Here is a 12,271-nt window from a genome sequence, read left to right on the forward strand (position 1 = left end):
GTCGGGGGCCGCGCTACCCGGCGAGGGTGCGCGACAGGCGGGCGGGGAAGTCGGGCGGGAAGGTGTGGCCCAGGCCGGCCGGAACGTCGATCGCGCACCGCACGCCGGCGCGGCGCAGCTCCTCCAGTGCGGGCAGGGCGCCGTCCCGGACGTCGTCGTCGGCCGCGCCGACGATCGCGGTGCCGGACAGGCCGCGGGCGGCCGCGGCCGTGACCTGGTCCTGGTCGAGGTGGTCGGTGGTGATGGCGGGTGCCACGGCGACGAACGCGCGCGGGCGGCCCGGGTGTGCGGCCAGCGCCCACAGGATGGCCTGGCGGGCGCCGGCGGAGAAGCCGGCCGCGACCTGCGGCAGGTCGCGGTCGGCGTGGGGGAGGGCGGCGAGGGCGGCGGCGATGTCGGCGAGGCCGACGGTGGGGTCGGGCCAGGAGCGGTACGCGGGGGTGTTGCGCTGCGAGGAGTCCGGCGCGAGCAGCACGAAGCCGGCGTCGACCGCGGCGCCCCAGGCGGCCACCGCGTCGTCGGCGTCCTCGCCGGCGCCGTGCAGGGCGACGAGCACGCCGCGGGCCGGGCCCGTGGGCCGGTGCACCAGCGGCGGGCGCCCCGCGGCGGCGGGTGCGGTGGCGCGGGCGTGCGCGTCCTCGACCAGGTCGTCGAAGCCGGGCAGCGCGGCCAGCGCCGCCAGGTCGGGGTCCTCGGTGAGGATGCGGCGGTGCCACCAGCCGCCCGCCTCGTACGCGGCGCGCAGCTCGGCCAGCGCCTCCGCCGGCCGGCCGCCGAGCGCGAGCGCGCAGGCGGCCAGGTGGGCGAGGTCGGAGCGGCGGGCGGGCAGGTGGGGGATCGCGGTCCGCGCCAGGTCGGCGGCCTCCGCGTAGCGTGCCTCGCCGTAGCGGGCGACGATCTGGTCCTCCAGGGCGCGGTACGCGGCGCGGTCGTCGGTCACACCGCGATCTCAGCACACCATGCCGGCCGCCGCTGACCCAATAAGATCAACGCATGGGTACCATTCTCGTGCCGCACCACCTGGACGAGCGGCTGTCCGATGTGGACTTTCCGGTGGCGGCCGGCCGCGTGGTGACCGCGGAGCCGGGCGGCGGCGGCTTCTGGCAGCGGGTTGCCGGCCTGCACGCCGCGCTCGCCGACGCCGTCGCGGCCGAGCAGGGGCCGCCCGCGGTCGTGACCGGCGACTGTTCCCTGGCGCTCGGCGTCGTGGCGGGTCTCCAGCGCCGGGGCGTCGACCCGGCGGTCGTCTGGTTCGACGCGCACGGTGACCTGCACACGCCGGAGAGCAGCACCTCCGGCTACCCGGGCGGCATGCCGCTGCGGATGCTGATGGGCGAGGGCGACCCCACGGTCGCCGGCCGCACCGGCCTGCGTCCGGTACCCGCGGAAAGGGTCGTCCTGGTCGACGGGCGCGACCTGGACCCCGCGGAGGTCGACTTTCTCGGCCGCAGCGCGGTGCGGCACGTGCCGGTGGCCGCGGTGCCCGATGTGGACGGTCCCATCTACCTGCACATCGACCTGGACGTCGTCGACGCGGCCGCCCTGCCCGGCCTGCGTTTCCCGGTCACGCCGGGCCCGGACGCGGACGCGGTACGGCAGGCGGCGCTGCGCCTGCTCGCCACCGGGCGCGTGGCGGCGCTGACGATCGCCTGCACCTGGCACGCCGGCGAGGGCACGGCGGACCTGGCCCGCCCCACGGTGGAGGCGCTCCTCGCCGCGCTGTGACGCGGCGGGCGAGGTGGTGTGATGGTCGGCATGGGTGAGGCTCGATACGACGGTCACGCGGACTGGTACGACGAGACGTTCGGCGACTACGGCGCGGAGGCCGGCTCGGGCGGGGTGCTCGCCCGCCTGCTCGGGCCGGCCGATCCGGGCGACCCGGTCTGCGTCGACGTGGGGTGCGGCACGGGCCTGCACTTCGCGGCGGTGCGCGCGTGCGGGTACACGGTGGTGGGTGTCGACTTCTCCGCCGACCAGCTGCGCCGGGCGACGACCCGGGGGCGGTACGTCCTGCGCGGTGACGCCAGGCGGCTTCCGCTCGCCACGGCGTCGGCCGCCACCGTGCTGATGACCTTCACGCACACCGACATCGACGACTTTCCGGCCGCGGTCGCCGAGGCCGCGCGGGTGCTGCGTCCGGGCGGGCGGCTGGTGTACCTGGGGGTGCACCCGGCTTTCGTGGGCGCGTTCGTCGACCGCGGCGGCGAGCGGGAGGGCGGCGAGCTGCGCGTCACGCGCGGGTACGGCGACGAGCGCCTCCAGCGCGACGACAGCGGCCGCTTCCCGGTCCGCAGCCGGGTGGGCGCGCGCAACCTGACGCTCGCCACGTTTCTCGGCGCCTTCCTGGCGCCACCCGCGCTGCGGCTGTCCTCTGTGGAGGAGCTGGACACGCGGCTGCGGCCGTGGCGGCCGGACGCCTCGGACGGCCGCGTCGTGCCGTGGAACCTCGCGGTCACCGCGGTCCGCTCCCGCGCGGGCTGACCGTCTACGCCGGCGGGATGGCGATCGACATGGTGTGGTGGCCGGCACTGTCGGCGGCCTCGACGTGGAGGGTCCGCGCGGCCGGCGGCGGACCGGGGCGAAACGACCATTCGCCGCGCCATTCGGAGCCTGTGCCTCCCATCCCGCTGGAGACCAGCACATAGCGGGTGCCGGCGTCGTCGCGGATGCTCGGGCCGAGCCGCCTCAGCCGCTGGATCCCGGACTCGTCCGGTGGCGGGTTCGTCTCCGGCACGCCGCGCCGGCGCGTGGCCGCCCAGGCGGCGAAGTCGCGTTCGTGCTCGGCGGTGAGGCGGGTGCCGTATCGCGCTCACACGAGGTCCGCGAAATCAACATCTGGTCTGAGGTATCGGGGTCGTCCACCCGGCCACGCTTCTGGAGCGGGCGGGCCATCGGCTCCGTAGTCTCTTCCACACGGAGAGTGCTGTATCTAGATTGCTGGATACCGGAGCTTTCGCTCCTTGTTCGGGAAAGGGAGAACACACCGTGGTGTCTCGCACGATTAGACGCTTGTGTGGCGCGGCCTCCGTGGCCGTGCTGCTGGGTGCTTTCACCATCGCCACACCGGCGCAGGCGCATTCCAGTAACAACCCCGTCAAAAAGCTCACGAAGGAAGTCACGCTTCCGGGCGTGCTCCGCCACCTCGTGGCGTTCCAGGGAATCGCCTCGCTCAACGGCGGCAACCGCGCGTCCGGCCTGCCCGGCTACGACCGCAGCGCCGACTACGTCGCGGCCCTCGCCAAGCACGCCGGCTACAAGGTGACGCGCCAGCCGTTCTCGTTCACGTTCTGCGAGGACACCGGCTCGTCGTTCCGCCAGCTCGCGCCGACGCCGACGACCTACGTCGACCAGACCGACTACGACGTGCTCGACTGCTCGGCGGACGGCACGGCGAGCGGCCAGGTGGTGCCCGTGGACGTCAACCTCACGCCACCGCGGGCCAGCACGTCCGGGTGTGAGGCCAGCGACTTCGGTCCCGAGGTCGCCGGAAAGATCGCGATCATGCAGCGCGGTGCCGCACCCGGCGCCACCTGCGGGTTCGGCCTCAAGGTGCAAAACGCTCAGGCCGCCGGCGCGATCGGCGCGATCATCTTCAACCAGGGCAACGGCACGCCCGAGGCCAACCCCGACCGGTACGGGCTGTTCCTCGGCACGCTCGGCGGGCCGGTCAACATCCCGGCGGTCTCGGTCTCGTACGACACGGGCGCGGCGCTCGTCGCGGCCGCCCAGGCCGGCACGCTCACCATGGAGATCTCGGTCGACGCGATCTCCGAGACGCGGAACACGTCCAACGTGATCGCCGAGTCCCGGTGGGGCGACCCGAACGAGGTCGTCATGGTCGGCGCGCACCTCGACTCCGAGCCGGACACCGCCGGCATCAACGACAACGGCACGGGCAGCGCGGGCATCCTCGAGGTGGCGCTGCAGATGGCCAAGTTCAAGACCAAGAACAAGGTGCGTTTCGCCTGGTGGGGCGCGGAGGAGTCAAACCTCGTCGGCTCCACGTTCTACGTCGCGAACCTGCCGCAGGCGGAGCGGGACAAGATCGCGCTCTACCTCAACTTCGACATGATCGGGTCGCCCAACTACACGTTCGGCGTGTACGACGGTGACGACTCGGCCGCCGAGGGCTCGCCGGCCGGACCACCCGGTTCGGCGCAGATCGAGGACGTCTTCGAGGCGTTCTTCGCCTCGCGCGGTGAGGCCACGGACGCGTCCGACTTCACCGGCCGCTCCGACTACGGTCCGTTCATCGCGGCCGGCGTCGGCATCCCGGCGGGTGGCCTGTTCACCGGCGCCGAGGTGCAGAAGTCGGCGGCGGACGTCGCGCTGTGGGGCGGTGTCGCGGGTGCGCAGTACGACCCGTGCTACCACGCGCCGTGCGACAGCCTCACGCCCGAGCGCAACGGCGCCGACGCCGAGCTCTACCGGCAGCTGCGCCGCGAGTACCGGCTCTTCGGCAACGTGAACACGTTCGCGCTGGACACCAACGCCGACGCCGTGGCGACGGCGGTGGCCACCTTCGCGTACGACACGTCGACGATCCCGCCGCGTACCCCGCCGGCGGCCGCGGCGGCCCGCACCGCGGCGGCTGGAGCCGCCCAGGAGGCGCAGGGCGCCTGGCTCGGCTGAGCCGGGATCGTGAATGAGTGAGGGGTCGGGTGCGACGCGTCCGGCCCCTCACTCAACCTGTTCGGCGCCGGCCGCGTCTTACCCCCCATGAGAAACCCTCGACGGGTGGAGCGTGGATGAGCGACGACGAGACGTTCCGCGACTTCGTGACCCGGCAGTGGGAGCCGCTGAGCCGCACCGCGTACCTGCTCACGCGGGACCGCGCGCTCGCCGAGGACCTCGTGCAGTCGGCGCTGGAGAAGACGCACCGGCACTGGCGGCGGGTGGACGCGCCCGAGGTGTACACGCGTCGAGTCATGATCAATACGGCGATCTCGTGGCGGCGGCGCCGCCGGTGGACCGAGGTGCCCCTGCTGCCGACCGACGAGGGCGGCCAGTCCGACCCGTACGGCCAGGCGGACAACCGGCAGGTGCTGCTGCGGGCGCTGCGCAGCCTCCCGCCGCGCACCCAGGCGATCCTGGTGCTGCGCTACTTCGAGGACCGCAGCGAGGCGGAGATCGCGCAGGTGCTCGGCTGCTCGGCCGGCTCGGTCAAGAGCCAGGCGTCGCGGGGCATCGCCCGCCTGCGCGAGCTGCTGCGCCAGGAGGGTGCCGGCAACACCTCCACGAGCCTGCTGGGAGGCCTGGCATGACCGCCGTTCTGCTTGGAGGGCTCGCATGAGCGCGGACGTCGAGACGCAGCTGCGGGACTCGTTCACCCGCGACGCCGAGGCCGTGCGGGGCCCGGCCGACCCGTGGGCGGCCTACACCCGCCGCGAGGCGACCCACCGCCGCAACCGCCGCCTCCGCGCGGGGGCGCTCGCCGCCGCGGTCGCCGCGCTGGTCGGTGTCCAGACAAACGTGGTACCGCTGCCGGGCTGGGCGCCGGGCATCGCCGTCGCCGGACACGGGCCGGCGTTCGCCGACGTGCCCACCCGCGGGGAGCTCGCCGGTGACCAGGCATGGCTGGCCGGACTCCGGCGGCAGGTCAAGGACATCGCCGACCCCGACGGGCTCTGGCGGGTGGCCGACCGGGACGAGATCCACGTCGTGTACGCCGGCGACATCCCCGGCCGCCGGCTCGCCATCGCGCACGTGCGACTGCGCCTGGGCCTCATCGCCGTCTGGGAACGCGTCTACTACCAGGGCCCGCCGGGCGCCGCGCCGGAGCAGATGGAGGAGAGCGGCAACGAGGGCGCCGAGTCGCCGGTCGCCCACTACGCGTACGGCGACGACGAGGACGGCGGCGGCGCGCTGGTCGTCGGGCCGCCGGACGCCGAGGTCGCCATCAGCCTCGGCTTCGTCTACTCGCCCGCCGGCGTCGTCGAGCGCCGCCCCCAGCCCGTCACCAGCCGCGACGGGGTCGCCGCGGTCGCGCTGCCGGCCAGCCCGAACGACCCCAACCCCTACGCGCGGGTCACCGTGGGCGACAAGGTGATCTTCGAGGGCGGCATCTCCAGCGGATGGAGCTCCCGCGGCGGCGGTGAGGACCCGCTGCCGGCCGCCGCGCTGGCCAAGGCCCGCGAGGGCGCGAGGGGTACACCGATCGACGCCGCGGTGCTCACCTGGTTCGTGGGGCTGGGCTTCGCCGACTGCCGGGTACCGGCCTCCGAGGCGACGCTGCGCGTGCTGTGGTCCGGCCAGGTCAACGGCGCCGCGGCGGCGCTGTTCACGATCCAGCCGCGCGGCGGCGGCGTGATCGCGTACGCCATGCACGGCACGGCCGACTCCGCCCGGTACGACCTGCGCCTGCTGCTGCCGGCGGAGGGCGCGCACACCCGCCCACTGGCCTGGCGGATGCGCGCCGACGGGCGGGACGACTCGACCGACCGCGTGTACGTCGTCGCCCCTCCCGGCGCGGCCCGCGTGACGGTCACGGCCGCCACCGGTGCGCCGGTCGCGGTGGCGCTGGACGCGGCCGGGTTCGGCACCGGCACCGTGCCGCCGGACCAGCCCGCGCAGGTCACCGCGTACGCGGCGGACGGCGAGCGGATCGCGGCGACGCCGGTGCCGCCCTTCGAACGGTCGATGGGGACCTGCCGGGCGCGACCCGAGGGACGCGGATCGTGGACTAGGGTCCTGCTCCATGAACGACGCGCCGGGCGGGAGCGCCGACGATGGCTGACGCCGAGGACGTGCGGCGCCTGGCGCTCTCCCTGCCGCACGTTGTCGAGATCGACAGCGACGGCTTCGACTTCCGGGTCGGCGACAAGGGTTTCGTGTGGTCGTACCCGGAGCGCACGCCGGGCCGGCCGCGCGTGATCCGCACCGACATCGCCGTGCTCTACGTCGGCGACGAGGCGGAGAAGCAGGCGCTGGTGCTCGGCGAGCCGGACCTGTTCTTCACCACCCCCGCGTACGACGGGCTGCCGCTGGTCATGCTCCGGCTCGACCGCGTCGACGTCGACCGCCTCACCGAGCTGGTCACCGACGCGTGGCACATGCGCGCCCCGCGGGAGCTCGCCGGCGAGGGCTAGGCGTGCAGCCGCAGCACACCGATCGCGCCGTGCGCACCGACCAGGATGGACCCGTCGACGGCGAGCGCGACCGCGTAGACCGGGTGTTCGACCGGGATGCGGTGCAGCTGCGCGCCGGCCGCCAGGTCCCACACGCGCACCGTGCCGTCGAAGCCGCCGGTCACGGCTATCGCCCGGCCGTCCGGGTGCCGTCCACATGAGATGGTGCGGGCGTCGCGGTAGTGCCCCGGCAGAGGGTCGCCCGCGGGCGCGCCGCCGTCGAGCCGGTAGCGGTGCAGCCGGCCGGCCCCGTCCAGCGCGACGGCGAGGTCGCCGGCGAGGTCGAGCGTCCACAGTGGCTCGTCGCCGGCGCGGGGCAGGACGGCGATCGGGCGGGCGCCGGCCGCGTCGTACACGTGGAGGTCCTGCCCGGTCGTGGCGACGACCACCCGGCGGTCGCCGGCGACCGCCCGCCCCCATCCGGGCAGGCGCGTCGCGGCGAGCGGCTGCCCGCTCGCCAGGCACCACCAGCGCAGCCAGCCGAGGTCGCCGATGGAGACCGCGACGGGGCGCCCGTCGTCGAGGAGCGTCGCGGTGACGTCGCGCACCGGCTCCGGTCCGGGCGGCCCGCCGGGCACGCCGGCCGGGCGGTACACGCCGGTGCCGGGCAGCTCGTCCGCCACCGGCATCACGATCGTGCGCAGCAGCGCGCCGGAGTCCACGTCGAACACGCACAGCCGCCCGTCCAGACCGCCGGTCACGGCGAGCGGTGGGCTGTCAGGGGGCTTTACGCAGGCGACGGACGCCGCGTCGTGCGCGTCGTGCAGCGCGGCCGGCGGTGGCGCGCCCTCGGCCAGGTCCCAGGCGCCGATCCGTCCATTGTGGTGGGCGACCACCGCGACCGGGCACCCGTCCGAGCGGACCGCGCAGGCGGCGGCCGCCGGCGACGCGACGGGTACGGGCGGCTCCACCGGACCGCCGCCGAGCGGCCAGGCGCGGACCACGCCGTCTGAGCCGCCGGTCAGCCGGCAGCCGCGCGCCTCGGCGGTGGGCGGCCCGGCGGGTGCGGGCGGCGGGGGTGAGGGGTGCTCGCGCAGGCGGGGCGGTTCGCCGGTGACGGCCCAGCCGCGCACGGCACCGCCGCTGGTGACCACGTCGAACATGCTCCAGTCCGTGGTGGTCACCGTCTCCTCGACGCCGGTCAGCACGGGGACGCCGTCCGGGCGGGTGAGCGCGGACAGCGACCGCAGCGGGAAGGCCAGCGCCACCCGGTCCCGCTCGACCGGGGCCCCCTCGGCCGCCTCCCAGAGCCGCAGCACCGTCCCGTCGGTACCGGCCAGCACGTGCCGCCCGCCGCCGGTCGTGGCGCCCACGCTCGCCTCGCCGCTACCCCGCACGAGCGGCTCGCCGGTGTCGAGGTCCCACACGCCGTACTCGCCGGACTCCGCCACCGCGCCCACCACACCGGCGACCGTCCACAGTGCGACGACCGGCCCGCGCAGCGCCGCGACCGTGCGGTGCGGTGCCTCCTCGACGGGCAGCAGCCAGCGGGCCGACCACGGCAGCCGACCCTCGTACGCGAGGCGGTCGGCGAGCTGGTCCGCCCCGATCCGCCGGGCGGCGAGCTGCAGCTGGGCGGGCGCGTCCGGCTCCCGCAGGTACGCGCCGGCCCGGCCGCGCGCGGCGTGCTCCACTAGCGCGGGATGAGCGGTTCGGCCTCCGCTGCGTCGGGGCAGGCGTGGAGGATGATGTCGTCGCAGACGTGGGTGGTCATGGCTTCCCCTCGGCCGCCGGGGTGCGGGCGATCACCACGCTAGCGCGTGGCCCGGCGCTTCTCGCCCGGCGCGGGTGTCGCGCTCAGCCGGCCAGGGCGGCGCGCACGTGGGTGCGCAGCTCGACCGCCACGTCGTCGATCGGCTGGGCGTCGCGCTGGGCGCGGGCCAGCAGCAGCGCCCCCTCGGCGGCCGCCACCACGAAGTGGGCCAGCCGCCGCGCCTGCGCCGGCGTGGCGCCCTCCCGGCCGAAGACGTCGGCCAGGGCGTCCCGCCACCGCTCGAACGCCACCGCCACCGACGTGCGGATCGGCTCCTCCGCGATGCCGAGGTCGAGCGTGACGCCGGCGATCGCGCAGCCGGCCGTGAAGTCGCTGGCCACGAGGCTGTCCCGGGACGCGGCGACGAACAGGTCGAGCACGTCGAGCGCCGACCCGGCGGCGACGGCGCGGTCGAGGGCGCGGATGGTGCGTTCCGCGTACCAGTGGATGGCCTCGCGGGCCAGCTGCTGCTTGCCCTCCGGGAAGTGGTGGTAGATCGAGCCGCGCGGGGCGCCGCTGCGCTCGATCACGTCGTGGAACGAGGTCGCCGCGTACCCCCGCTCGCGGAAGAGCTCGACCGCCGCGCGGACCATCCGCTCCCGGCTGCTGGTTGCTGGCACGTCATCTCCCTTGACTATGACGGTCATCATAGCCGACGATCGGAGCTGATTATGACGACCGTCATAAAAGGGGAGGTGGCCACGTGGCCACGATGCCGCAGCTCGTGCTCAACAAGCCCGGCGACGCCGACTGGACCGAGGTCGCGGTGCCCCGACTCCGCGGCGACGGCGAGGCGCTCGTCCGCCCGGTCGCGGTCGCCACCTGCGACCTCGACACGGCCATCAACGCGGGCGTGTTCCCGATGGAGCTGCCCTACGCGGTGGGGCACGAGTTCGTCGCCGAGGTCGTCGAGGTCTCCGGCGGCGTGCGGACGGTGCGGCCGGGCGACGTGGTGGCGGTGCCGTTCCAGATCTCGTGCGGCCGGTGCGGGCGGTGCCTGCGGCGGCAGACACGCGACTGCGCGAGCGTCCCACCCTCGTCGATGTACGGGCTGGGCACGCTCGGCGGCCCGTGGGGCGGCGCGCTGACCGACCTGGTGCGCGTGCCGTACGCGGACGCGATGCTCCTCGCCCTGCCGCCCGGCGTCGCGCCCGCCACGGTCGCCAGCCTCGACAACCTCCCCGACGCGTGGCGCGCGGTCGCACCCCACCTGCGCGGCGACGACCGGCGCGTCCTGGTGGTGGGGCGGCAGTCCATCGGGCTGTACGCGGTGGCCGTCGCCCGCGCGCTCGACGCCGACGTGACCTATGTGGACACGTCGGCGACCCGGCTCGGCATCGCGGAGCGGCTCGGCGCCACGCCGGTGCAGCACGTGGACGGCCTGCGGCTGGAGCGGTACCCGGTGACGGTGAGCACCGACGCCACGCCGGAGGGCATCCGGCTCGCGCTCGGCTCCACCGCCCGCGGCGGCGTGTGCACCGACACCGGCATCTTCCCCGGCGACGTGCGGCTGCCCCTGCGGGCGATGTACATGAGCGGCGTGACGCTGGTGACGGCCCGCGCCGACGCCCGGTCCGACCTGCCGGAGGTGCTGGCGCTGGTCGCGGACGGCCGCCTGGACCCGAGCGTGGTGACGGCGGACGTCGTGCCGTGGGAGGAGGCCGCGCACGCCTGGTCCAACCACGCGGGCAAGCTCGTCGTCACCCGGTAGCGCGCCGACTGCCGCGGCGAGCGGCCGGCCCAGCCTGGTAGCGCGCCACCGCTACTGTCCAGCCGATAGCTGCCCGGCGCTACCTGCCGGGCGAAAAGCACAGGCAGGCGAGGGATCGGGATGGGCTACTGGGGCACGCTGCTCGCGGCGCGGACACACGGCGAGCTCCCGGCGCCGCTTCGCGACCGCGACACCGACGTGCGCGACGACCCGGACGCCAGGCGTGGCGACGGCTGGCAGGTGGTCAGCGTCGCGGACAACCTCATCGCCGACGGCGCCGTCCTGACCAGCCTGACGGTGGAGACCGGCGCTCCGGTGCTGGCCGCGTACATCGCGGACAGCGACTACGGCTGGCTGACCGGCGTGAGCCCGACCCGCGAGCCGTGGCAGGCGTGGCTGGACGCGCCGACCGCATTCGTATTCGAGCGCGACCACCACGTCATGACCGGCATGTCCAGGGCCGACGCCGACCGGCGCGCCCGCGAGATGCGCGACGGCTTCGGCCTCACCCCGGCCGCCGCGGCGCGGCGCGCGGTGGGCTGGGCCGCCGAGGCGGGCTACCGGGTGCCCGCCCGCCCGATCCGCCAGATCCTCGCCACCCGCCGCCCGCCGGGGCTCGCCGCCTGGCTGCGGCTGCCGTGGCGGCGTTACGTCTTCGCGGAGGAGATGTTCTTCAACCTGCTGGACCGGCTGGGCCCGCCGCGCGTGACCGCCTGAGACCGACCGGGGAAGCGGCGCCGGCCAGAGCGGGCCCGGCGACGCCCGACCGCGAGGCCAGCCTCGCGCGACAGCCCGGCTCGCGGGGAAGGCGGCGAGCGGGACCTGGGCTTGGCCCGCGGACCCGGCAGCGGAGGTCGGGGAAGTCGGCGAGCCCTGGCGAGCCGCCGGCCGGAGCGGTGCCCGCGGGAGCGTGCGGTCCGGCGCTGGCGCGGACGCGGGCCCGGATTGGAAGGGTTTGCGGCTCAGGCGGTGATGCGCAGCCGCGACGGCTCGCCGCGGGAGAGGCGGTCACGGTGCTCGGCCAGGTTGAGGCAGTCGGCGAGGGTGGCGCCGGCCGCGAGGCGTTCCGTCATGCGGGCCTCGGCGGCCATCACCTCGGCGGCCGCGGTGAGGGCGGCGGGCGCGGAGGCCGGGTCGAGGACCACGATGCCGTCGTGGTCGGCGAGGACGAGGTCGCCGGCGGTGACGCGGACGCCGCCGCAGCTGACCGTCTGGCCCACCTCGGCGGGGCGGACGGTCGTGCCGGCCTGCGGGGTGACGTGGCGGCTGTAGACCGGGAGGTCGCAGGTAGCCACGAACCGGCGGTCGCGGTAGCCGCCGTCGACGACGATGCCGGCCACGCCCTTGGCGAGTGCCGCCCGGGCGAACAGCTCGCCGGCGAGGGCGGTCTCGTGGCCACCGCCGTCGACCACGATGACGTCGCCGGGCGCGGCGTGCTCGATGGCCTGGATGACGCCGAGGAAGTCGTGGCGGCAGCGTACGGTCACGGCCGGCCCGAAGAGCACCGGATTGGCTGAGCGGCAGCGCAGCGCGGGCGACATCACGCGGATGTCGGGCGTGGCGTCGCACAGCGCGGTGGTGTCGACGGCGGCGGCGAGGCGCCGGAGGTTGTCCAGGTCGGCGGGGGTCTGCGGCACGACGCGACCCTACCGGTACCCGCGATGTTTGCCTTGCGGACGG

13 protein-coding genes are annotated in these 12,271 nt (G+C 75.4%); 8 read left to right on the forward strand and 5 right to left on the reverse strand.

Features of this window, described 5'->3' with window-relative positions; all coding sequences use genetic code 11:
- Positions 1–13: 13 nt before the first annotated feature.
- Positions 14–940 carry an alpha/beta hydrolase gene (locus Phou_RS54690; RefSeq protein ID WP_173064008.1) on the reverse strand — a complete coding sequence of 309 codons (927 nt, stop codon included), beginning with the start codon at positions 938–940 and terminating at the stop codon, positions 14–16.
- A gap of 53 nt (positions 941–993) precedes the next feature.
- Between Phou_RS54690 and Phou_RS34205 the strand changes: the two genes are divergently transcribed.
- Both Phou_RS34205 and Phou_RS34210 read left to right on the forward strand, forming a co-directional pair.
- Positions 994–1,725, forward strand: a complete 732-nt coding sequence (locus Phou_RS34205) for an arginase family protein (RefSeq protein ID WP_173064011.1) — start codon at positions 994–996, stop codon at positions 1,723–1,725.
- A 30-nt stretch (positions 1,726–1,755) separates the two neighbouring features.
- Positions 1,756–2,481, forward strand: a complete 726-nt coding sequence (locus Phou_RS34210; RefSeq protein ID WP_173064014.1) for a class I SAM-dependent methyltransferase — start codon at positions 1,756–1,758, stop codon at positions 2,479–2,481.
- 4 nt (positions 2,482–2,485) lie between these two features.
- On the opposite strand, the gene Phou_RS34215 is transcribed toward Phou_RS34210, so the two are convergent.
- Positions 2,486–2,734, reverse strand: a complete 249-nt coding sequence (locus Phou_RS34215; RefSeq protein WP_173064017.1) for a hypothetical protein — start codon at positions 2,732–2,734, stop codon at positions 2,486–2,488.
- 275 nt (positions 2,735–3,009) lie between these two features.
- Between Phou_RS34215 and Phou_RS54695 the strand changes: the two genes are divergently transcribed.
- From Phou_RS54695 to Phou_RS34230, 4 genes are all read left to right on the forward strand, one after another.
- On the forward strand, positions 3,010–4,632 hold the full coding sequence (locus Phou_RS54695) for a M28 family peptidase (RefSeq protein WP_281365113.1): 1,623 nt from the start codon (positions 3,010–3,012) through the stop codon (positions 4,630–4,632).
- 116 nt (positions 4,633–4,748) lie between these two features.
- Positions 4,749–5,264, forward strand: a complete 516-nt coding sequence (locus Phou_RS34225) for a SigE family RNA polymerase sigma factor (protein WP_173064023.1) — start codon at positions 4,749–4,751, stop codon at positions 5,262–5,264.
- A 25-nt stretch (positions 5,265–5,289) separates the two neighbouring features.
- Positions 5,290–6,873: a hypothetical protein gene (locus Phou_RS53465; RefSeq protein WP_246274039.1), complete on the forward strand. Its 1,584-nt coding sequence runs from the start codon at positions 5,290–5,292 to the stop codon at positions 6,871–6,873.
- Positions 6,786–7,088, forward strand: a complete 303-nt coding sequence (locus tag Phou_RS34230; protein WP_246274108.1) for an MmcQ/YjbR family DNA-binding protein — start codon at positions 6,786–6,788, stop codon at positions 7,086–7,088. Before Phou_RS53465 ends, Phou_RS34230 begins: the two co-directional genes overlap by 88 nt.
- Here Phou_RS34230 and Phou_RS34235 read toward each other — a convergent pair.
- Both Phou_RS34235 and Phou_RS34240 read right to left on the reverse strand, forming a co-directional pair.
- Positions 7,085–8,761, reverse strand: a complete 1,677-nt coding sequence (locus tag Phou_RS34235) for a WD40 repeat domain-containing protein (RefSeq protein WP_173064030.1) — start codon at positions 8,759–8,761, stop codon at positions 7,085–7,087. The two genes, Phou_RS34230 and Phou_RS34235, sit on opposite strands and share 4 nt — an antisense overlap.
- Positions 8,762–8,924: 163 nt before the next feature.
- Entirely contained in the window at positions 8,925–9,500 is a 576-nt protein-coding gene (locus Phou_RS34240) for a TetR/AcrR family transcriptional regulator (protein ID WP_173064033.1), read from the reverse strand.
- A 92-nt stretch (positions 9,501–9,592) separates the two neighbouring features.
- Here Phou_RS34240 and Phou_RS34245 point away from each other — a divergent pair, with 92 nt between their 5' ends.
- On the forward strand, positions 9,593–10,591 hold the full coding sequence (locus Phou_RS34245) for a zinc-dependent alcohol dehydrogenase (protein ID WP_173065003.1): 999 nt from the start codon (positions 9,593–9,595) through the stop codon (positions 10,589–10,591).
- A 120-nt stretch (positions 10,592–10,711) separates the two neighbouring features.
- Positions 10,712–11,308, forward strand: a complete 597-nt coding sequence (locus tag Phou_RS34250) for a hypothetical protein (RefSeq protein WP_173064036.1) — start codon at positions 10,712–10,714, stop codon at positions 11,306–11,308.
- A gap of 245 nt (positions 11,309–11,553) precedes the next feature.
- On the opposite strand, the gene Phou_RS34255 is transcribed toward Phou_RS34250, so the two are convergent.
- On the reverse strand, positions 11,554–12,228 hold the full coding sequence (locus Phou_RS34255; protein ID WP_246274040.1) for an RraA family protein: 675 nt from the start codon (positions 12,226–12,228) through the stop codon (positions 11,554–11,556).
- Positions 12,229–12,271 lie beyond the last annotated feature (43 nt).

Origin of the sequence: Phytohabitans houttuyneae, from assembly GCF_011764425.1 — a bacterium.
Taxonomy (GTDB): domain Bacteria; phylum Actinomycetota; class Actinomycetes; order Mycobacteriales; family Micromonosporaceae; genus Phytohabitans; species Phytohabitans houttuyneae.

What these genes read in the sequence shown, in the direction of transcription:
- Phou_RS34205 (WP_173064011.1), top strand. Translation starts at nt 994, where the DNA reads ATGGGTACCATTCTCGTGCCGCACCACCTGGACGAGCGGCTGTCCGAT.
- Phou_RS34210 (WP_173064014.1), top strand. Translation starts at nt 1,756, where the DNA reads ATGGGTGAGGCTCGATACGACGGTCACGCGGACTGGTACGACGAGACG.
- Phou_RS34225 (WP_173064023.1), top strand. Translation starts at nt 4,749, where the DNA reads ATGAGCGACGACGAGACGTTCCGCGACTTCGTGACCCGGCAGTGGGAG.
- Phou_RS53465 (WP_246274039.1), top strand. Translation starts at nt 5,290, where the DNA reads ATGAGCGCGGACGTCGAGACGCAGCTGCGGGACTCGTTCACCCGCGAC.
- Phou_RS34245 (WP_173065003.1), top strand. Translation starts at nt 9,593, where the DNA reads ATGCCGCAGCTCGTGCTCAACAAGCCCGGCGACGCCGACTGGACCGAG.
- Phou_RS34250 (WP_173064036.1), top strand. Translation starts at nt 10,712, where the DNA reads ATGGGCTACTGGGGCACGCTGCTCGCGGCGCGGACACACGGCGAGCTC.